Below are 20,440 nucleotides of genomic sequence, written 5' to 3'. Positions count from 1 at the left end.
TCGCTATCGCCAAGAACACTTTTTGGTACTGTGCCTTTAATTTGAAACGTATAGTGTAAACCTTTATTTTCGGCTTGCAGTTTCCAATTTTCGCTAATCTGCTGTAGTAACTCTAACGGTTTGAATGCATCATGCTTTAAAATTAATTCGTTTTTCTCAATTTTTTACAAAATCTAAAATATCATTTATATTACTGAGTAAGCTATAGGAGGCATTTTTAATAATTTCTAAACAGGAACTATCTACTGCTCCGTTTTGCTGTTCCAATTGTTCTTGTGTGGCGCCTAAAATAGCATTGAGAGGCGTTCGTAATTCATGACTCATATTAGACATGAAATAGGTTTTTACCTCACTAATTTCTTCTGATTTTTTTAAAGCTAAAGCTTGAGAAACTTCTTTTTCTTCACGTAACTTTCTAATTAGGTTCGTCATGGATAAGGATAAGAATATCACCTCAAGACCCGATCCAAATTTGGCACTATTTTCAGTGTAAAAATTATTTGGCAACAAGCTCAAGTTGTTCATGACAAAACCTAGTAAACCAATCACTAAAAACAAAATGCCTATAGAGAAAAAAGCATCTAAAGCAATCTTTCTATAACGCATAACAAATACTGTAAACAAGATTAATAGCAAACTAATTAAACCATTAACATTACTAATAGGATACGTTATTTTTAAAGTAAATTCATTAATAAAAATACATGTAAATAGGCTAATTATCACGACATAAATAACTTGATAGTACTTAACTATGTTTTTAAAATGGCTTTTTATATCTAAAAAATGTTCGCAATACTTCAACAAGAATAAATTGGATAATAATGCGGTAATTAATACCATCCTACTATTTAAATAACCACTTTCGGGCCAAACAAATTCAAATAATAATCCATCTAATGCCGCTTGAAGCAGAGCTATTGAAAACACATAAAGGCCGTAATATAAAAATGAACGTTCTTTTAAACTGATGTAGAAAAACAAATAAATTATACCTGCAAGCAATAAAACACCGTAAAACAAACCAAGAAATAATTGTTGGTGGTAGGTGTTTTGTAAAAATTCAGACTCATTATATAAATTTAAAGGTATGTTTATGGTTTCACCATCACTTTTTAAATGCACATAAAAATGTTGGGTTGAATTAGGTGGCAGTTTAATTTTAAAAACAGTTGCTCTGTGGTTAACCTGGCGCTCACTAAATGCTATTTGGTCGCCACTTTTAAAACGTTCAGTGCCAGCTGCTGCTATTTGATATAAATTGGCAACATCTGTAATAGGTCTAGCTGTTTCTAAATAATAAACATGTTCCGTTGCTTGCGAGTTGGTTAGTTTAAACTGAATCCAAAAATTATCAGACGTAAAACCCACACTGTGGTTTTCTGATTGCAACGGTTTATAAATTAAATCGTTGTTTAATTGAATATCTTCAATACTGTAGGCCGCATCGCCAACATTGGTATAACTTGCCAGTTGATATAGTGGAACATCATTAGTTTCTGGATTAAATTCTTGGCTTTGAGCGTTTATAGAATAGCTACAAAAAAGGGCAATTAATAAAACAAATTTCATAGTAAGTTAGGTTGGGACCATATCTACGCAGTACTCATTTATGAGGTTTTAAAAAGCTTCCAATATTCGACAAAACCCTCAAAAAAATCTTTGAATTACAAATTGTTTCTGAAATTGCAAAAAACTATTATGAAATTTAGGCATAAAAAAAGCAATGCTTTCACATTGCTTTTTAAGTGGAGAATATCGGAGTCGAACCGATGACCTCTACGCTGCCAGCGTAGCGCTCTAGCCAGCTGAGCTAATCCCCCAAAATAAACTTTAGACTAGAAATTCGTTTATTGAGCAACGAAAATAAACTATTTTTATTTAGGTTTTATCCTTCTGCTGAAGAAATATTTATTTCACACCACTTAATACTAAAACTGGAAGTGTGTTGCTCTGAAAATCTTTTTTCAAAATAGTATTTTTCTCCCATAGTTTAGAGAAAAATCCACGCTTACGCCTTACCACGCATAACATATCCGGATCATTATCCTTATAATGTTCTAATACGCCTTGAAATGTTGTAGCATTTTCCGTTTTAGTAATATTGGTTATTAATTTGGCTAAATCTGGATTTATTTCAAAATCACCTTCATTATAGAATGGTGTTTGTACGAGTAATAAATTTACAATAGATCGGAACTGATCTTTAATAGCAATTAACGGCTTTAAGGCAGATTCCTTTTTAATTATAGCAGACTTTAAAGCCACTAAAATATAAACAATAGGTTTAAAACTGACGCCTTCAGGGACAATTAATGCGGGAATATTGGTTTGTTTAATAATTTTTCCAGACGTTTTTCCAAGATATACTTCTTCTCGTAAAGAGTTGGTCCGTGGTTCTATCATAATTAAATCAATATCTAAAGAGTGACAAACTAACTCAAGTGTATCCACCAATTTGCCTTTAAATGATTTTACAACAATCTCAACACCTTTAGTGTCCACTTGCGCTACGTGCGACTTTAAAAACTCATAACTTTCACGCTCTAAAATATGATCCACTTTTATCATGGTTCCAGCTTTGGAATAGATATTATAAACTTGAACCACATAAATTTTTGCACCAAATGCTTTGGCAAAATCCACAGCATACTGCAAATGACTAACCGCATTTTTAGACGATCCTACTGGCACTAAAATATTCTTCATATTGAAAAAATTATAACTAATTTAGGTGAAAATTTACGCAAAAATACGCTTTTATTATGATTCGGAAAGGAACCAATGAAGATATTGATACAATTTTAGAAATTACCAAAGCCTGTGCTATTGATATGATTTCTAAAAACATACAACAATGGAATTCTAAATACCCTAACCGAAGTGCCTTTGAAAATGATGTGGCTAGAAACGAATTATACGTTCTAGAGGAAGCTAAAAAAATTATAGGCTGTTTAGTGCTTTCTACTAAAATGGATGCCGAATACGAAACTATAGACTGGCTAACACCAAACTCCAATAACTTATATGTTCATAGGGTAGCTATACACCCGGATTACCAAGGTAAAGGATGGGCTAGAAAACTGATGAATTTTGCCGAAAATATGGCAAACAAAAATGAATTTACCTCTATCAGATTAGATACCTTTTCAAAGAACGCTAGAAACCAAAAGTTTTACGAACTTCGCGGTTATAAAAAATTAGGGTCTATTTATTTTCCAAAACAAAGCGAACATCCCTTTTACTGTTATGAATTTGTATTGTGAGCACCAACATTAGTTTAAAACATATTAATAAATTAGCCATTCCTGCATTAATTGCTGGAGTGGCAGAACCTATTTTGTCTATTACTGATACGGCTATTGTAGGAAATATTTCTGAAAACGCCACAGAATCATTAGCAGCCGTAGGTATTGTTGGCACCTTTATTTCCATGCTAATTTGGGTTTTAGGGCAAACACGTAGTGCTATTTCATCTATTGTTTCGCAATATGTTGGTGCAAATAATTTAGATAAGGTGAAAAACCTGCCAGCTCAAGCTATTTTTATAATTACATCACTAAGTATTTTTATCATTCTAGGAACCTATCCGTTTGCCGAAAGTATTTTTAAACTCTACAATGCCTCTGATTTAATTCTGAATTATAGTGTAGAGTATTACCAAATTCGCGTTTTTGGTTTTCCATTTACCCTATTTACCATTGCCATTTTTGGCACCTTTAGAGGGCTTCAAAACACCTTTTACCCAATGATTATTGCCATTGTTGGCGCCAGTGTTAATATTGTTCTAGACATCGTTTTGGTTTATGGTATAGAAGGTTATGTTCCTGCCCTGAATATTAAAGGTGCAGCTTATGCAAGTGTTATTGCTCAAATATTAATGGCTATTATTTCGGCTTATTATTTATTGACCAAAACAGCTATTCCATTGCGTTTTAGTTTTCCGTTTAACAAAGAAATTAATCGGTTTGCAATAATGATTCTCAATTTGTTTGTTAGAACGCTTGCTTTGAACGTTACCCTTTACTTTGCGAGTTCATTTTCTACCAGTTATGGTAAACAATACATTGCCGCATACACCATTGCTATAAATTTATGGTTTTTAGGTGCTTTTATAATTGATGGTTATGCCAGTGCAGGAAACATTTTATCAGGAAAATTATTAGGAGGAAAGGAATATGGTAAATTAATTACCTTAAGTAATAAACTAATAACATATGGTGTTATTTTAGGGATGGTTATGGCTGCCTTTGGTGCTATTTTCTATCAGTTTATTGGTTTTGTTTTTACAAAAGAAGAGTCCGTTTTAACCGAATTTTATAATGTGTTCTGGATTGTTTTAGCCATGCAACCACTATGCGCTATTGCCTTTATTTTTGATGGTATGTTTAAAGGGCTTGGTAAAATGAAAGTTCTTCGCAATGTATTATTGATGGCAACCTTTCTCGTTTTTGTTCCGCTATTATTTTTATTGGACAGCTTGGATTACAAGCTTTATGGCATTTTTATAGCTTTTACATTTTGGATTATTGCTAGAGGATTGCCACTAATTATAAAATTTAGACAAGAATTTTTACCGCTTTCGGAAAAACAGTAACTTTGACTTCTAATTATTTAGTAAAATGATGGCACTTATTTCAATTTTGCAAGAAATAAATATTGAAGAGAAAGTAAAAAACGCACCTAATAGCGATTATGAAATAGGCGTATTTATAGGCTCATTTCTACCATTTTTAGTACTTGTAATAATTGCTTATGCGCTTTATAGATATAATAAAAACAACTCAAATATAGATTAGTATGGGCGGAAATATGCTTTTTTTAGTATTGGCAATTGTATTGATAATTATTTATGTTTATAACCGCAATAAACGCAGATAATTAGCGCGTTTTAAGCCAACCAGTAATACTCAATCGTTCGGTTTTAACGGGCTTGACTTCGTGTTCTAATAATTGACTTTCAAAAATAACCACACGTCCAGGAAATGGATAAATTACTTTTTCGGTTTCTTCACCATTTTCATTTACATACAACACCAATTCGCCACCGTTTTCAGGTAGCCAACCATCTTCATTTAAATAACATACAAAGGATAATTTTCGTCTGTCGTCATTCTGAAACGTATCCAAATGCCGTTTGTAAAATGTGCCTTCTGGATATAATGCATAGTGAAACTCCTTATGTAAAATTCCCAAGAAACACGTTTTATTTAAGTAATCTATTAGGTTATTTATTTTGTTGAAGAAAGCGACTTCTAACGGATCTGCCCGGTTTTCATCTATCCATAAAATCACATCACCACGAATGGATTTTTCAATGACTTCATTTACCCTATTGCCAATAGCCGCTTTTTTAAAAACATCAGCTTCATGTTTTTCTAATAATGATTTTCTTAATTCCAAAACCTCGAGATTGGTGAAAAAATTTTCAACCAAACTGTACTTCTTTGTTAAAATATCATCAATAATACGCTCATATTGTAAATTTTCAACAAAAGCAATTTCTTCAAATAATTGATTCATAAGTATATGCAAAATAAAAAGTGGGCAAATGTACTCTAAAAACCGTTTCCTTTTACAAAACGATTATCTTTGCATGGAAAATTAATAGTATGGGAAATATTCGAATTACAAAACAGTTCTCATTCGAGACAGGACATGCCCTTTATGGCTATGATGGGAAATGTAAAAATGTACATGGCCATAGCTATAAATTATCGGTAACCGTTATTGGAAAACCAATTTCAGATTCGGGTAATGTTAAGTTTGGAATGGTGATTGATTTTGGAGATTTAAAAAAAATTGTGAAAACAGAAATTGTTGATGTGTTTGATCATGCCACTGTTTTTAACAAAAACACACCACATGTAGAATTAGCGAAGGAACTTCAAGACCGTGGTCATAATGTACTTTTGGTGGATTATCAGCCAACTAGTGAAATGATGGTGATTGATTTTGCCAATAAAATAAAATCCTTTTTACCGAGCCATATTGCATTACATTCCTTAAAACTTCAGGAAACCGATACCAGTTTTGCCGAGTGGTATGCTAGTGATAACGAATCCGAATAAAAATAGGAATTAATTATATTTACCTCATGAACATCCCAAAAGGAAAAAAAATATACTTCGCATCCGATAATCATTTGGGTGCACCAACAGCAGAAGCCTCACGACCTCGCGAACAAAAATTTGTAGCGTGGTTAGAGGAAATTAAGTACGATGCTGCTGCTATTTTCTTGATGGGTGATTTATTCGATTTTTGGTTTGAATATAAAACCGTGGTACCAAAAGGTTTTACAAGAACGTTGGGTAAGCTTGCCGAGATAACGGACGCTGGTATTCCTATTTATTTTTTTGTTGGCAATCACGATTTATGGATGGATGGCTATTTTGAAGAAGAATTGGGAATTTCTGTCTACCATAAGCCCCAAGAATATACGTTTAACAATAAAACGTTTTTAATTGGTCATGGTGATGGATTAGGCCCTGGTGATACCGGTTATAAACGGATGAAAAAAATATTTACTAGTCGTTTTGGCAAATGGCTATTTCGCTGGTTGCATCCTGATATTGGGGTTAGAATTGCCCAATATTTAAGTGTAAAAAACAAACTAATTTCCGGTGATGATGACGCCAAATTTTTAGGCGAAGACAATGAATGGTTGGTACAATATTGCAAACGAAAATTAGAAACCAAACACAGCGACTATTTTATTTTTGGCCACAGACATTTACCGTTAGAAATAGACCTCAACGAAAATTCAAAATATGTGAATCTAGGCGATTGGATACAATATTATACCTATGGTGTTTTTGATGGTGAAAATTTAGAGTTAAAGAAATTCTAAAAACTTATCATTCCGCATTCTCATGCTCCTCCAAATCGGCTGTTAAATCTAGCTTTCTAAACGAAGGCGAAACAATTCCAGTGGTAACTGCTGTAATTAAGGTCATGGTTCCGCCAAAAACAACGGCTGTTACAGTTCCCATTAATTTTGCGGTAACGCCACTTTCAAAAGCACCAAGCTCGTTGGATGAGCCCACAAACATGGAGTTTACGGATGCCACGCGACCACGCATATTGTCGGGTGTTTTAATTTGCAATATGGTTTGTCTAATTACCATAGAAACACCATCGGTTACACCACTAAAAAATAGCGCAACTACCGAAATCCAGAATATAGAGGACAGTCCAAAAACAATTATACACATACCAAAACCAAACACAGCCGCTAATAACTTCATTCCCGCATTTTTACTAATGGGAATATAGGCTGTAATTAACATGGTTAAAAAAGCACCAACGGCGGGAGCCGCTCGTAGTACACCAAATCCTTCGGACCCGACATGAAGAATATCTTGTGCAAAAATGGGCAATAAGGCAATGGCGCCACCAAATAAAACGGCAACCATATCCAAGGTTAAAGCACCTAAAATAGCTTTAGTTTTAAATACAAAATTCAAACCTTCTTTTAAACTTTGCATCACAGGTTCGCCTATTTTTGGGTTTAAAATCGGTTTCTTTTTTATTTGCGTAAGTGTCATTAATGCAAAAACAACAAGTCCGAAAACAAAACAAAGCGACCAATGCACACCAATAACACTTATTAAAACCCCAGCTGTTGCTGGTCCTAAAACCGATGCCATTTGCCATGTAGAACTACTCCAAGTAGCGGCATTTGGATATATTTTCTTGGGTACAATTAAAGCAACCAATGAAAAAATAGTTGGCCCGAAAAAGGAACGTAAAAATCCACCAAAAAAAACGAGCGCATAAATAGAATATAAAATGGTATTGGAAGACCAATCTGCTACAATTTTTGGCCAAGTTAAAAGAAATAAGCCCAAACTTATTAACGAAAATAATGCCATGCAAACAGCCAATAAATTGCGTTTTTCACGTTGATCCACAATATGTCCAGCAAATAAAGCCATGGTTAAAGCTGGAATAATTTCCATCAAGCCAATAATACCAAGCGATAACGGATCTTTTGTAATACTATACACTTGCCATTCAATAATTATAAATTGCATAGACCACGCAAATACTAATGCAAAACGAAGTACTAAAAAAATATTGAATTCTTTGATACGCAAGGCTGCGTATGGATCTTTTTTAGACATACTTGTTTCCTACAAAAGCAGGGACCTTTTTATTTTAAAACTACAAGTTTATTTAAAACGTTGCAGATAATTATTGATTTTTATTCTATTAAAATATTATCATTTCAAATGAAGTAAAACACGTTTATAAAACCGATTCCAATCCAAGAGAAAAAAAGAAAGCACAAAAGTACAACACGAAGCCTTTCTAATAAAACCTTTTAAGACGAAATTAGTTTTAATGGTCCAATAAATTGGGAATTTTAAGTTGCGAGCTGTTGAAACTAAATTTACAAGTCATAAAAGTTTTGGACGGCACTCATTCTGACAAAAAACGGATATATATTTTTAAAATTCAGTTTCAAATGAAATCAAAGTATAAAACAAGCAACGCAACCTTTAAACGTATTGTGCATCTAACTATAAAAAAGGAAATATGTTTAAAAATTTATTGAAGGTTATAATAATTGCACCTTTTCTAGTAGCAACTACCTGCGAGGACGACCTTGAAGCGGACAAATTGGTTTATAATGTTTATAAAGCAAATGTATCCACTGATTATAGTTACTCCATTAATGATACAATTTGGATACGTGGAAAAATTTCTAGTAATCTATTTAATGCGTCTATTAACGATTCGATATTTATGGAAATTCCACAATCAGACCATTTTTCAATTTATAAATTTATTGAACCCACGAATGCTTCAAACTGCCAAGATGCAATTGATTCGTTTGAGTTAGTTAGGACTAATGGTCAGCTTACATTTTCAAATTACTGCGAAAATGGAACTATAATAGCCTTTCCTGAACTTGAGAATAATCGGGAATTTTATAGTTATAGAATAGGTTTAAAACCCAAATTTAATGGTGACTATGTAATTAGTTGGCGTAATGGAATGCTTCAAAACTCCAATAGAAATGAATTTATAATAGAAAACTATCCAATAGAAAATTTCCCGAATCAAATTGGATTCAATAGTTGTGGAGATGTTTCTTGGAGATATTTAAATGAATCTGACAAAGAATATTATTTTAAAGTTGAATAGAACATTTTATAATAGGATATAAATTGGTCTATTAACACAAAATAAATCGCGAAAATCTTTACTGCTTGTTATAATATTCCAACCACAAGTAGGTTCAGGTTATATTAGTACAATAGGCAACTAATTTTATAGTAAGCCGAAATTTTTACACTATTAGTTTTTACACAAATGATTTAAATAGTCGTTTAACTCCAATTGAAACAAGGTGCCTTTTAATAAGTCTTCTAATTGTAATAATTCGGTTTCGTTTACTGCTAAACTTACTTTATCACTAGGAGATTTTATCATAATACCGCGTTTATCACAGTCTTCACGACAACAAACATCGGTTTCCAATTGTTTGGTTGCGTAAATACAATTATAAAATTCTTTAATTTCAACTAAAGATAAGTAGAATCCCATATCTCGGAATACTAATTGTACTTTTTTTGGCTTCTTTTTTTGTTCGGGGAATTTCCATTGAAAAGCAATTCCAATGCTATTATGATATATTTTATGAATGTCATTTTCCATGCTTGCAGGTTTTAAACTATGCAAATATAAGTTTATTTAGAATAAATCTAAATAATAATTATAGTTTTATAAGCTTAAATTCTACACGTCTATTTAAGGCGCGCCCAGCCTGGGTAGCATTAGTAGTTTGGGGAAAGCGATTGCCAAAACCACGAGCTTTAATACGTTCAGGCCGTAAACCTTTCGAAATTAAATACAAGGCTACTTCTTTAGCGCGAAGTAAGGATAATTCATCGTTACGTTCCTGTGTTCCTACATTATCCGTATGACCATAAATTTCAATCTGTAAACGCTTATGGTTGTCTAAATAATTGTATAATTGATCGAGTTCTTGTACAGATGACCCTAAAAGTTTATGCTGATTAAAATTGAAAAATACTTTTCTTAAAGCGTAAACCTTATCAGTTTTTAACGTTTGTTCAGCCTCTATGGTTTTCACTTTAATATCAACAGGGTCGGCAGGTTTAAAAGCTTCCAAACGGATATCGTCTAGATAATAATACGCTGCATCTGGATTTTTAGATTTTTGAACTTCATGTTTCGTTATTTTGGCATTTTTATCAAAATTTCCAATAATAAAAAACCGTTCGAATCCTTTCGCTGTGTATTCAAAAGTTACTTTTTCCCACGCATCTTTTTCGGTATAAAATTGTTGACTGCTTATACTTATAAAATGACTATTCTTTTCGTTACTAAAAACCTTATTGATATTAATAACCCCTTCCGATTGCATTTTCAAGGGTTTACCTAAAAATAATATCCCTAAATCTTTAATGGCATGACTGGAGTTTTCCGCAAGACTCACATAAAAAGTCATGGTATATTTTTCTTGAGCAGTCAAAGTTTCTAACAATTCACCTTGAATATACTCTCGATAATTTTCTGGTGCTAAAACATACACTCCACTATAAGCTTTACCCGTTCTAGCCTTTTGACTTCCAAAAAAATTTATAAACCCAACCGTTTTACTACAAGCATGAAAATAATCTGTTGAACCCCAATTTGGCGTAGACCAATGTGTAACCAAATGATTAAAATTTCCAAGCAATGATGGGCAACGCTTATAGTCTTCAAAACTTGGGTTGTGTACTAAATTTTGAGATATCGCAAACTGGAAAATGAAACCAATAACAAGTGTTAATGAACTTTTCATGATACAATAGTTTATGCACTTTTACTTAATATCCCGTAATTTCAATTGCAAGGACACTTGATTATTCCAATGATTTTCATCAATAGAATATACGGCAGAAAAAGGTTTTTTATCTGTAATTATATCCAGCTTATCACCTAACCCAAAACCTATGCAGACTAATGTATTGGTGCGTTCTGGATTGGTAGCTGTAATCCGAAGGTGACTTTTATCTTCACCAACACATTTGCCATACCCGGTATCATGCAGGTTATCGGTCATAAAAACTGGCGACATATTGCCTGGTCCAAATGGCGCAAACTGTTTTAAAATGCGATAGAATTTCGGCGTTACATCACGCAATTCAATTTGAGCATCAATCTTAATTTCTGGTATTAATAAGGATTTATCAATAGTTTCTGAAACCACATCTTCAAAAGCTTGTTTAAAAGCTTCGTAATTTTCGGATTTCAAGGTTAATCCAGCTGCGTATTTATGACCTCCAAATTGTTCAATATGATCTGCACAGGCTTCCAAGGCATTGTACACATCAAAACCACTTACGGAACGTGCTGATGCTGCTAACCTATCACCACTTTTGGTAAACACCAAAGTTGGCCTGTAGTAGGTTTCTATTAATCGAGACGCTACAATACCAATAACACCTTTGTGCCAGGCTTCGTGATATACAACGGTTGTAAAACCGTCCTGCTCATTATTGGTTTCTATTTGCTGTAGCGCTTCAAGGGTGATTTGTTTATCGGTTTCTTTTCTATCTGTATTGAAAAATTCAATTTCCTCCGCATAACTTTTTGCTAATTCAGGATTGATTTCCGTTAATAAAGTCACCGCAAAATTACCGTGTTTCATACGTCCAGCGGCATTAATTCGCGGCGCAACAATAAAAACCACATCGGTAATGGTTAAATGCTCCTTTTTTACTTCTGCAATAATAGCTTGAATGCCTGGTCTGGGATTGCTATTAATAACATCCAAACCTAGTGAAGCCAGTGCGCGATTTTCACCTGTAATAGGTACAATATCAGCGCCAATAGCCGTTGCTACTAAATCGAGATATTCGGTTAAATCGGCAGTTGTTTGCCCCTGTTTAGCAGCTAAAGCTTGAATGAGTTTAAACCCAACACCACACCCACATAATTCCTTATATGGATACGAGCAATCGTCTCGTTTAGGGTCTAAAATAGCAATAGCTTTTGGTAATTCTGCTCCTGGTCTGTGGTGATCACAAATAATAAAATCAATGCCTTTTTCGTTGGCATAAGCCACTTTATCAATAGCTTTTACGCCACAATCTAAAGCAATAATGAGCGAGAATCCATTATCTTCTGCAAAATCAATACCTTTAAAAGACACACCATATCCTTCATCATATCTATCAGGAATATAGGTTGCTACATTTTCAGTTCGGGTTTTTAAATAAGAACTCATTAAGGCTACAGATGTCGTGCCATCCACATCATAATCGCCATAAACCATAATGTTTTCGCCAGTTTCTAGTGCTTTTTCAATTCGTGAAACCGCAATATCCATGTCTTTCATTAAGAATGGATCGTGTAGATCTTTTAAACTTGGCCTGAAAAATGTTTTGGCAGCATCATAGGTTTCAATACCACGTTGCAATAGTAAGCTAGCAACAATGGGTTCCACGTTGAGTGCTTTTTGCAAAGCATCCACATTTTTAGATTCCGGTTTTGGTTTAATGGTCCAGCGCATGAGTTGAATTCTAATTGATAAGGTAAATGATAAAAGCCTAAAGGTAAGAATTTTTCAATGACACCTTTAGACTTTTAAATTGACCTTTAACGCCAAATACTATATGGCATGTACCTGTTTACTCGATAATGATTTTATGCGTAAATACTTGGTTATTATAAACTAATGAAGCAATATAAACACCCGAAGACAACCCAGAAACATCAACTTTTTGATTGCTTTCAGTAGTATGAAGCTTTGTATTTAGAACTTCTTGACCTACAACATTATAAACTTTAAAAGAACTGGAATAAGATTGCATGTTGTCATTTAACTTAATATACAAAACATCATTAGCAGGGTTAGGATATATAGCAAAAGGTGACGTAGCTGATTCTGCCACACTTAAATTACTTGGTGAAAATTTATTTATATATCCTTGAGAACCTTCTAAATATGTACTTTCTAAAGTATCAATGTTTTCAGAACTAGACGTTCTTCCTGCGACGTAAAGTGCATCCTCAAAAGGAAAAACCCAAGGAATACTTTCGTCATCCTCACCACCCAAATAAGTACCCCATTCGCGTTCGCCTTCTGTAGAAAACTTCATAATAAAAGCATCATATTGTCCATACAAAGTATTTCCATAAAGACTTTCCATAAAAGCACCTTCGGTGGCAATATCCACATACATACTTGTTTGCCCGGTAAAATACACGCCATCTTTTGCCGAGAATACCGATTTTATTCTATAAACATGGCTAACACTACTTCCTCCACAACTAATCGTGCTGCCTTCATAGGCTTCTTCTACCCAATCCAGCGTATAGGTAAGCCAGTCTATCTCGCCAGAACGGTTTAATTTGGCTAGAAACCCATTACCACAACCATTTGTTTCCTTATAAGCTCCTGCTGTAGCCATCCCTGATGTGTCACCACCGGTATTCCCTCCAGATTGACCAGCAATATACAGTCCCGTTTCATCTAAAACCAAAGGCGACATCCCTAAAAATTCTACTCCAGAGGTTCCCAGATACCGACTCCACAGTCGGGTACTCCCATCTAATGATAAGCGGGATACAAAAGCGTCATGGATATTGGAAAAAGAAAACTCGTACTCCCCAAAGGTATCAAAATAGGTATTGGGCACATAAGGCGAAGTAGGGAAGTCTTCTTTAGTGCCTGCCACATACAGCCCCGAGTCATCTACAGCAATTCCAGTAATATCAGAACCGTTTATGCCATAATAGGTAGTCCAAACTCTATCTCCCGAAGGCGAAAACCTACTTATTGTTGTTCCAGCATCATAGGAGTCTGTTTGAAAAGCATCTAGAGTTGTAATATTATCACTTGTTTGATGGCTAACGTAATCTGATAAATAAATAAAAATTTCATCAGCGTTATTTATAGCTACACCAGCTTTAATATATTGTTGTGACCGAAAATCTGTAGTAAAGTTGAAAGGTTCGTTGTCGTCTGGACGGGTAGCGGCATTATAAAAATGCGTGCCCCAAAGCTGGTTGCCATCTGCAGTAAATTTGGCTATAAAAGCACCACCACCACGATCGGTAGGCTGTTCTTGAAACGCGCCAGAGGTTGCTATGCCTGTTGTAGAATAGGTATAACCCACCACAACTATATTATTACTATTGTCTATGTCAATACCCTCTATAACGTCAAAATCTTCACCTCCAAAATAAGTTCCCCATAAAAAGTTACCATCACTGCTGTATTTTGTAATAAAGCCATCTGCTTGGCCACCACCGTAGATGGGTTGGTGAGAAGCTGCAGTTGTAGGAAACACATCTGTATCTGTTACAAAACCTACGGAATAAATATTCCCTTCACTGTCCATAGCGTGAGCACGAGTATTTTTCGTAAACTCCGTGTAAGTACCCCATTCCCGTTCGTAAGGAAAAGTTTGGCACATTCCATTATAGAACATACCAAACAAAAGTAAAAATAGGTTAATTTTTTTCATAATAAATTTGGTTTAAATTAAATATATGAAAAATTCACATAACATAACAAATTACAGAATTTAGCTAAAATTCTTATCTATCGGAACTTTTTAAACTACATGATAATGAATACTCGTTTTTACAGTGGCAAATTTTCGGAACATTTCCATAACGCCACAGTATTTTTCTATGGATAAATCGACGGCTTTTTTTATTTTATTTTCATCTAGATTGTCACCATAAAAATGATATTCTACAGTAACGGTATGGTAATACTTAGGGTGTTCTTCGGTGAGTTCTCCATAAGTATCCATTCTGAAATCGGAGATTTTCACTTTCATTTTATCTAAAACAGACACCACATCCAATCCTGAACAACCTGCTAAAGCCGAAAGCATCATGGCTTTTGGTGATAAGCCTGAACTATGACCACCATGTTCTGGACTGGTGTCCATTAAAACCGTTTTCCCATTTGGGTTATCCGATTCAAATTGTAGATTCCCTTTCCAATGTGTGATTACTTTATTTGTATTTGCCATGTATGTTGATTTTTTTGTTACTTGTTAGGATTAAAACTTAATTCTGAAATGGGCATATATTAAAACTGTTTTCAGTTCAATAATGCTTGTTTATTCAAAAATACCAATAAAAAAATAGACTATGCCACTTGTAACACCATTATCCGCAGACCACGATTTAGAAACGAAAGAATTAGCCGAATTTTTTAATGAAACACTAGGTTTTTGCCCAAACTCTGTATTAACCATGCAACGCAGACCGGCAATTTCCAAGGCATTTATAAACCTCAACAAAGCGGTTATGGCCAATGAAGGTCGTGTAACATCTGCTTTAAAACGCATGATTGCCTGGGTTTCAAGCAACGCAACAGGTTGCAGATATTGTCAAGCTCATGCCATTCGTGCTGCGGAACGCTATGGTGCAGAACAGGAACAGTTAGATAATATTTGGGACTATAGAACACATCCAGCTTTTTCGGAAGCCGAACGAGCTGCTCTCGATTTTAGTTTAGCCGCAAGTCAAGTGCCAAATGCGGTGGATGAAACCATTCAAAAACGCTTACACCAATATTGGAATGAAGGCGAAATTGTAGAAATGTTGGGCGTTATTTCACTGTTTGGCTATTTAAATAGATGGAATGACAGCATGGGAACAACTTTAGAACATGACGCCATAGAAAGTGGAAATCAATTTTTAGGAAAACATGGTTTTGAGGTTGGGAAACACGTGTGATTAGAACCTAGATTTTAGACCGCTTTGCTGTTAGAAATTAGATAAAACCTTACTAAAAATAGTGAGGTTTTTATTTACTCAACTCCAAAAGCGCAGCTTCTGAAGTTGCCCGAACCGAAGCTTGTGCTTTCTCAATAGCTTCTTTTAAAGACGTTGCTTCTGGCGACATATCAATTGTTGTGGCTATGGCTTTTACATACCAATCTTCCCAAGCTTTAATAATTTCAATTTGTTCCGCAAGCTTATCACCTTTCTTAATGGCTATTTTTCCTTGTTTTAATTCTTCATGCAATCTGGAAATAGCTGCGGTTTCAATATGGGTAATTATTGTTTTAGCAGTTGTTGCATCAGAATTCAACAAAGTATACGCAGATAGCAATGACGCTGTCCCTACATTTTTAAGCGTTTCTTTAGATACTTTATCCAATCTGTCGTTATCCGTATGATAAAACTGATCAGTAAAATGCCAAAACAAGACACTTGGAATATTACTTCGTAAAAAAGGCATGTGATCGCTTCCTCCTTCAAACGGATTAGTATTAACTTCCCAATTGGCACGTTTGCCTTGAGCTTCAAATTCACCAATTACAAAATCGTTTAAATAATGGGGTTTCATTTGGTCTAAACTCATTTTACTTCCGCCCCATTCTGAATGTTTATCATTACCACGAGTCCAAATAGCACTAGGATCTGGCATTTTTTCTATTAAAAAAGAACCACCTGTGATGTCTGTATTTTCGCCTACCATGTCCAAGCTAATTCCCCATTTTATATCTTGAGCACGCATTTTATCCTCTTGGACATAACGACCTGTGGATACAATTTCGTCTCCCCAAAGAAAGGTTAATGTTCTGGTAGGATTCCATGTATTATTTTTTAATAATTTCGCTGAAAGCGTTGCCATTTCCAATGCAACACCAACGCCTGTAGCATTATCGTTGGCACCCGGTTCCTGAACATGCGCGCTAAAAACCAAGCGCTCATTGGGTAGTTTATTTCCTTTAATATCAGCAACAATTGTTAGTTCTTCCGATTCGTATATTTTAGTTTCTATTTGAACATTTAAAGTAATTGGCCCATTAGAAAGTGATTCTTTTAAACGCTCTTTAGCTTGATAAGACAAGGCAATTGCCCAAGGCTTTAATTTAGAATTTAAAGGAATGGAACGAAATTGAATAGAGGTTGTATTTTTTTCTGGTTGTAAATAGGATGGGTTATCATAGGTCATTAAGCCAATAGCGCCACCTTTAACAATGGCATCATTATAAATGCGTGATGGACTGGTTTCAGCGAAAACAATTTTTCCTTTCACATCCATTTTTTTTAGTTTCTGAACATCTTCCACATAAACCACTTCAGCAGTAACTCCTTCCTTTGGCGTGCTGTAGGAATTTAAAGCCACCATATTTCGGTTGGTTTTATGTGCTAAAAGCGGTGCTTCTTTGCTGTTAAAGGTTACGAGGGCATCTACCATTTCCCACGTAGGATTTTTTAATGGACGCTTTTCAATTCGGTAGGTAAGTCGGTTGTTTGGTTTTGCTTTTTCTTCTAAAATGAAACCAGCACTTTCTAAATTTTGAGCGATGAAATGAATACTTTCATTAAATCCTTTATTTCCAACCACACGCCAGTATTTTTCAACAAATGCTGTGGTTTCGTATGCTAAATCGCCTGAAAAACTAGTTATAACGGTTTGCTCTAAACTTTCTTTTGTGCTTTGTTTTTTTATGGCTTGTGCTTGGGTTAAGCTTGAAAAAGTTACACTGAAAAGGCCAAGAAATAGTATTTTTTTAATCATGATAATTGGGTTTTAACCGAAAAAATAAAGATAGATTTTTTATTTGATTAGGCTATGGACTTTTGTTTTTAATATAGGTAAAACTTCGGTTTGAAACCAAGGGTTTTTAGTTAACCAAAACCGATTTCTAGGCGATGGGTGTGGCAAGGGTAAATACATGGGCAAATAGGCTTGAAAATTATCAACGGTTTCTGTAAGTGTTTTTTTAGCACTACTTTTTAAATAATAGCGCTGTGCATACATACCAATGAGTAGAATTAATTCCACATGCGGCATTTGCTTTAATAATTGTTGATGCCACTGTGGCGCACATTCTGGCCTTGGCGGTAAATCCCCCGATTTCCCTTTTCCTGGATAACAGAATCCCATAGGCATAATGGCAAAATTTTCGGGGTTATAAAATTGTTCTTTGCTAACATCTAGCCAATTCCGTAATTGCTTTCCGCTAGCATCATCCCATGGAATTCCGGAAGCATGAACTTTAGTCCCTGGTGCTTGACCTATAATGATAATTTTAGAATTTTTATGAGCAGTTACTACAGGTCTTGGACCTAACGGCAAATGATCTTTACAGATGGTACATTGACTAATGCTATGAAGTAATTCTTGCATGTTTTTCATTTCAATATTTAAAGCAATTTGGTAATATATTGATTCTCTTTTTGCTTTCAATATCTATTCATTTTCCATCATCGTTTTCATATCTATAACATAAGATGGATAGGTGAAAACCATACGCTTAAATTCTTTTACCGTCATTTTATTATAAATAGCCGTTGCAAAAACGTTGATACTTTCATTGGCTTCTGAGCTTAAAATATGAGCACCTACAATTTCGTCAGTACGTTCATTAACTAAAATGGTGTAGGCATAGGTGTCTTCATTTTCTTTTTTAGCATTAAACCAATTACTAACTTCACCTTGATACACTTTTACATTTTTATAACGCGCTTTGGCGTCTTCTTCACCATATCCCACCGATGATAAATTGGGTGTTGTAAACACAGTGGACGGTATGCATGGAACATCAAATGTTTTAGATTTTTCTTTAATTATATTATGTCCAGCTATATAACCTTGAAGTCCAGATAGTGGCGTTAATGCTAACGATTTATTGGAAACATCACCACAAGCATATACTTTTGGATGCGATTTACTTTGCAAGTAATCATTGACCACAATGCCATTATGATCGGCTTCAACAACGGCTTTTTCAAGATCTAAAGCCGCAATGGCAGGAACTCTGCCTGCCGAATTAATAACTAATCGCGATTTGTGCGTGGTAACTTCGCCATCAATAGAAAAAGTAACTTTTAAATTCTTTTTTAATTTTTGAACACCTGTTACATCCGCATTAAAAATAAATTTCACACCTAAACTTTCAAGTTTAGTAATTAATTTTTTTACTAAAAATGGATCAAAATTAGCTAGAGCTGTATTCCCTTGTTCTAAAATGGTAACCTGACTTCCTAGCGTGGCAAGCATACAAGCAAATTCCATGGCAATATATCCCGATCCAATGAAGGTAATAGATTTTGGAATTTTCTTTAAATCCAATACGTCTTCACTCACTTTTAAAAATTCGTTTCCCTCAATATCTAACGGTCTTGGAATATTTCCAGTGGCAATTATAAAATAATCGGCAGATACGACTTTGCCTTCGACCTCAACTTCATTTTTACTGATAAATTTTGGCGATTGGTGGTACAATGACATACCTAAATCTTTTAAGTTTTGTTCTGTTTTTGGAGGAATGGGGTTTGAAAAAGAACGTCTGAATTTTTGAACTTGCTTCCAATTTAACTTCGGATTTTTTTTAACGCCTCGTCCTTTTAAATTGTTACTTTTATATACTAATTGCGAAAATTGCAACAATATTTTTTTGGAATCGCAACCCCTATTGGCACAAGTTCCACCAAATTCTCTATTATCGGAAATAGCGACGCTTAAATTATTTTCTCGGCATATTTTTGCCGCGGTTTGTCCGGCAATACCACTTCCTATAACGAATACGTTGTAATGCTTATTTTTCATAATCTTAATTTGTAGTGATTAAGATACTGAAATTTTAGACAGATACTGTTAGGGAAAATTTAAAGTTTGCAACTGGAGCTTCGTACTACAAAAAAGATTTCCATAATTGTTTTTTAAACAAAATTTACTTTTTACCACCTACAACTACCACAATTTCACCTTTTGGAGGTTTGTTGGTGTAATGTTCTAAAACGTCCTTGGCAGTGCCACGAATGGTTTCTTCATAGAGTTTAGAGAGTTCTCGGGAAACAGAAACAGGTCTGTCTTCTCCAAAATATTCACAAAAATGAGTGAGTGTTTTAATTAGTTTATGCGGACTTTCGTAAAAAATGATGGTTCTAGTTTCTTCCGCAAGAAGCAATAAACGTGTTTGACGTCCTTTTTTTACGGGTAAAAAGCCTTCAAAAACAAACTTATCATTTGGCATGCCGCTATTTACTAAAGCTGGCACAAAAGCAGTTGCGCCTGGTAAGCAATCCACTTCAATATTATTTTCAATACAAGCTCTGGTTAATAAAAATCCAGGGTCGGAAATAGCAGGTGTCCCAGCATCGCTAATTAAAGCCATGGTAACACCACTTTTTAATTTATTAATTAAACCATCAACTGTTTTATGCTCGTTATGCATGTGGTGCGATTGTGATGGTGTATCTACATCAAAATGCTTTAATAGTTTTCCAGAAGTTCGGGTGTCTTCAGCAAGAATTAAATCCACTGATTTTAAAACATCTATGGCTCTAAAAGTCATGTCTTGCAGATTACCAATAGGTGTTGGAACAATGTAAAGTTTCATAAAGCGAACTGATTTCTATTTAGATTTCAATCTTCTGATGTGTTTCAACATTCAAAATCATGCATAATAAAAGATAGGTTGAGAAATATTCT

General features: G+C 34.5%; 20 protein-coding genes and 1 tRNA gene. 7 read left to right on the top strand and 14 right to left on the bottom strand.

The window, feature by feature from the left end:
• Positions 1-156: 156 nt before the first annotated feature.
• From GMA17_RS13570 to GMA17_RS13560, 3 genes are all read right to left on the bottom strand, one after another.
• A complete protein-coding gene (locus GMA17_RS13570; protein WP_248397073.1) occupies positions 157-1,572 on the bottom strand; it encodes a sensor histidine kinase in 1,416 nt (471 codons plus the stop codon).
• A 177-nt stretch (positions 1,573-1,749) separates the two neighbouring features.
• Positions 1,750-1,823 (bottom strand) — tRNA-Ala (locus GMA17_RS13565).
• 88 nt (positions 1,824-1,911) lie between these two features.
• Positions 1,912-2,709, bottom strand: coding sequence for a universal stress protein (locus GMA17_RS13560; protein WP_248397070.1), 798 nt, complete (start codon positions 2,707-2,709; stop codon positions 1,912-1,914).
• A 56-nt stretch (positions 2,710-2,765) separates the two neighbouring features.
• On the opposite strand from GMA17_RS13560, the gene GMA17_RS13555 reads away from it, so the two are divergent.
• The 3 genes from GMA17_RS13555 to GMA17_RS13545 are packed head-to-tail and all read left to right on the top strand — an operon-like array spanning position 2,766 to position 4,799.
• The gene (locus GMA17_RS13555) at positions 2,766-3,266 is read left to right on the top strand and encodes a GNAT family N-acetyltransferase (RefSeq protein WP_248397068.1); all 501 of its coding nucleotides are present in this window, start codon (positions 2,766-2,768) and stop codon (positions 3,264-3,266) included.
• A complete protein-coding gene (locus tag GMA17_RS13550; protein ID WP_248397066.1) occupies positions 3,263-4,597 on the top strand; it encodes an MATE family efflux transporter in 1,335 nt (444 codons plus the stop codon). The genes GMA17_RS13555 and GMA17_RS13550 overlap by 4 nt, the downstream gene beginning before the upstream one ends.
• A gap of 28 nt (positions 4,598-4,625) precedes the next feature.
• Positions 4,626-4,799: a hypothetical protein gene (locus tag GMA17_RS13545; RefSeq protein WP_248400709.1), complete on the top strand. Its 174-nt coding sequence runs from the start codon at positions 4,626-4,628 to the stop codon at positions 4,797-4,799.
• Positions 4,800-4,881: 82 nt separating this feature from the next.
• Here the strand turns inward: GMA17_RS13545 and GMA17_RS13540 are convergent, their stop codons facing one another.
• Positions 4,882-5,523, bottom strand: coding sequence for a 2OG-Fe(II) oxygenase (locus GMA17_RS13540; protein ID WP_248397064.1), 642 nt, complete (start codon positions 5,521-5,523; stop codon positions 4,882-4,884).
• An 89-nt stretch (positions 5,524-5,612) separates the two neighbouring features.
• Between GMA17_RS13540 and GMA17_RS13535 the strand changes: the two genes are divergently transcribed.
• Positions 5,613-6,071 carry a 6-carboxytetrahydropterin synthase gene (locus GMA17_RS13535; RefSeq protein WP_248397062.1) on the top strand — a complete coding sequence of 153 codons (459 nt, stop codon included), beginning with the start codon at positions 5,613-5,615 and terminating at the stop codon, positions 6,069-6,071.
• 26 nt (positions 6,072-6,097) lie between these two features.
• Positions 6,098-6,850 carry a UDP-2,3-diacylglucosamine diphosphatase gene (locus GMA17_RS13530; RefSeq protein ID WP_248397060.1) on the top strand — a complete coding sequence of 251 codons (753 nt, stop codon included), beginning with the start codon at positions 6,098-6,100 and terminating at the stop codon, positions 6,848-6,850.
• A 7-nt stretch (positions 6,851-6,857) separates the two neighbouring features.
• On the opposite strand, the gene GMA17_RS13525 is transcribed toward GMA17_RS13530, so the two are convergent.
• Entirely contained in the window at positions 6,858-8,126 is a 1,269-nt protein-coding gene (locus tag GMA17_RS13525) for an MFS transporter (RefSeq protein ID WP_248397058.1), read from the bottom strand.
• Between the two features lie 415 nt (positions 8,127-8,541).
• On the opposite strand from GMA17_RS13525, the gene GMA17_RS13520 reads away from it, so the two are divergent.
• Positions 8,542-9,153, top strand: a complete 612-nt coding sequence (locus GMA17_RS13520) for a hypothetical protein (protein WP_248397056.1) — start codon at positions 8,542-8,544, stop codon at positions 9,151-9,153.
• Between the two features lie 153 nt (positions 9,154-9,306).
• Here GMA17_RS13520 and GMA17_RS13515 read toward each other — a convergent pair whose 3' ends face one another.
• The 5 genes from GMA17_RS13515 to GMA17_RS13495 all read right to left on the bottom strand — a co-directional run bounded on the left by GMA17_RS13515 (position 9,307) and on the right by GMA17_RS13495 (position 15,011).
• Complete coding sequence (locus GMA17_RS13515) at positions 9,307-9,666, bottom strand: DUF6686 family protein (protein WP_248397054.1); 360 nt, start codon at positions 9,664-9,666, stop codon at positions 9,307-9,309.
• 58 nt (positions 9,667-9,724) lie between these two features.
• Entirely contained in the window at positions 9,725-10,819 is a 1,095-nt protein-coding gene (locus tag GMA17_RS13510; RefSeq protein WP_248397052.1) for an OmpA family protein, read from the bottom strand.
• Between the two features lie 21 nt (positions 10,820-10,840).
• Positions 10,841-12,532 (bottom strand): single-stranded-DNA-specific exonuclease RecJ, encoded by a 1,692-nt coding sequence (recJ, locus tag GMA17_RS13505; RefSeq protein ID WP_248397050.1) that lies wholly within the window; start codon positions 12,530-12,532, stop codon positions 10,841-10,843.
• Between the two features lie 118 nt (positions 12,533-12,650).
• The gene (locus tag GMA17_RS13500) at positions 12,651-14,492 is read right to left on the bottom strand and encodes a T9SS type A sorting domain-containing protein (RefSeq protein ID WP_248397048.1); all 1,842 of its coding nucleotides are present in this window, start codon (positions 14,490-14,492) and stop codon (positions 12,651-12,653) included.
• A gap of 90 nt (positions 14,493-14,582) precedes the next feature.
• On the bottom strand, positions 14,583-15,011 hold the full coding sequence (locus GMA17_RS13495; protein ID WP_248397046.1) for an OsmC family protein: 429 nt from the start codon (positions 15,009-15,011) through the stop codon (positions 14,583-14,585).
• Positions 15,012-15,132: 121 nt separating this feature from the next.
• Here GMA17_RS13495 and GMA17_RS13490 point away from each other — a divergent pair, with 121 nt between their 5' ends.
• Entirely contained in the window at positions 15,133-15,723 is a 591-nt protein-coding gene (locus GMA17_RS13490; RefSeq protein WP_248397044.1) for a carboxymuconolactone decarboxylase family protein, read from the top strand.
• Positions 15,724-15,793: 70 nt separating this feature from the next.
• Here GMA17_RS13490 and GMA17_RS13485 read toward each other — a convergent pair whose 3' ends face one another.
• The 4 genes from GMA17_RS13485 to rsmI all read right to left on the bottom strand — a co-directional run bounded on the left by GMA17_RS13485 (position 15,794) and on the right by rsmI (position 20,348).
• Complete coding sequence (locus GMA17_RS13485; protein WP_248397042.1) at positions 15,794-17,521, bottom strand: M28 family peptidase; 1,728 nt, start codon at positions 17,519-17,521, stop codon at positions 15,794-15,796.
• Positions 17,522-17,560: 39 nt separating this feature from the next.
• Positions 17,561-18,133: a uracil-DNA glycosylase family protein gene (locus GMA17_RS13480; protein ID WP_248400681.1), complete on the bottom strand. Its 573-nt coding sequence runs from the start codon at positions 18,131-18,133 to the stop codon at positions 17,561-17,563.
• A gap of 63 nt (positions 18,134-18,196) precedes the next feature.
• A complete protein-coding gene (locus GMA17_RS13475; protein ID WP_248397039.1) occupies positions 18,197-19,555 on the bottom strand; it encodes an NAD(P)/FAD-dependent oxidoreductase in 1,359 nt (452 codons plus the stop codon).
• 124 nt (positions 19,556-19,679) lie between these two features.
• A complete protein-coding gene (rsmI, locus tag GMA17_RS13470) occupies positions 19,680-20,348 on the bottom strand; it encodes a 16S rRNA (cytidine(1402)-2'-O)-methyltransferase (RefSeq protein WP_248397037.1) in 669 nt (222 codons plus the stop codon).
• Positions 20,349-20,440 lie beyond the last annotated feature (92 nt).

The organism is Bizionia sp. M204 (assembly GCF_023205095.1).
GTDB lineage: Bacteria > Bacteroidota > Bacteroidia > Flavobacteriales > Flavobacteriaceae > Algorimicrobium > Algorimicrobium hallyeonense.
Note: the sequence above shows the minus strand (reverse complement) of the source record. Positions and strands in the feature narration are given on the sequence as shown.

Coding starts and splice junctions, on each gene's coding strand:
- GMA17_RS13570 (WP_248397073.1), bottom strand. CDS start 1,572: ATGAAATTTGTTTTATTAATTGCCCTTTTTTGTAGCTATTCTATAAAC.
- GMA17_RS13560 (WP_248397070.1), bottom strand. CDS start 2,709: ATGAAGAATATTTTAGTGCCAGTAGGATCGTCTAAAAATGCGGTTAGT.
- GMA17_RS13555 (WP_248397068.1), top strand. CDS start 2,766: ATGATTCGGAAAGGAACCAATGAAGATATTGATACAATTTTAGAAATT.
- GMA17_RS13545 (WP_248400709.1), top strand. CDS start 4,626: ATGGCACTTATTTCAATTTTGCAAGAAATAAATATTGAAGAGAAAGTA.
- GMA17_RS13540 (WP_248397064.1), bottom strand. CDS start 5,523: ATGAATCAATTATTTGAAGAAATTGCTTTTGTTGAAAATTTACAATAT.
- GMA17_RS13535 (WP_248397062.1), top strand. CDS start 5,613: ATGGGAAATATTCGAATTACAAAACAGTTCTCATTCGAGACAGGACAT.
- GMA17_RS13530 (WP_248397060.1), top strand. CDS start 6,098: ATGAACATCCCAAAAGGAAAAAAAATATACTTCGCATCCGATAATCAT.
- GMA17_RS13525 (WP_248397058.1), bottom strand. CDS start 8,126: ATGTCTAAAAAAGATCCATACGCAGCCTTGCGTATCAAAGAATTCAAT.
- GMA17_RS13520 (WP_248397056.1), top strand. CDS start 8,542: ATGTTTAAAAATTTATTGAAGGTTATAATAATTGCACCTTTTCTAGTA.
- GMA17_RS13515 (WP_248397054.1), bottom strand. CDS start 9,666: ATGGAAAATGACATTCATAAAATATATCATAATAGCATTGGAATTGCT.
- GMA17_RS13510 (WP_248397052.1), bottom strand. CDS start 10,819: ATGAAAAGTTCATTAACACTTGTTATTGGTTTCATTTTCCAGTTTGCG.
- recJ (WP_248397050.1), bottom strand. CDS start 12,532: ATGCGCTGGACCATTAAACCAAAACCGGAATCTAAAAATGTGGATGCT.
- GMA17_RS13500 (WP_248397048.1), bottom strand. CDS start 14,492: ATGAAAAAAATTAACCTATTTTTACTTTTGTTTGGTATGTTCTATAAT.
- GMA17_RS13495 (WP_248397046.1), bottom strand. CDS start 15,011: ATGGCAAATACAAATAAAGTAATCACACATTGGAAAGGGAATCTACAA.
- GMA17_RS13490 (WP_248397044.1), top strand. CDS start 15,133: ATGCCACTTGTAACACCATTATCCGCAGACCACGATTTAGAAACGAAA.
- GMA17_RS13485 (WP_248397042.1), bottom strand. CDS start 17,521: ATGATTAAAAAAATACTATTTCTTGGCCTTTTCAGTGTAACTTTTTCA.
- GMA17_RS13480 (WP_248400681.1), bottom strand. CDS start 18,133: ATGCAAGAATTACTTCATAGCATTAGTCAATGTACCATCTGTAAAGAT.
- GMA17_RS13475 (WP_248397039.1), bottom strand. CDS start 19,555: ATGAAAAATAAGCATTACAACGTATTCGTTATAGGAAGTGGTATTGCC.
- rsmI (WP_248397037.1), bottom strand. CDS start 20,348: ATGAAACTTTACATTGTTCCAACACCTATTGGTAATCTGCAAGACATG.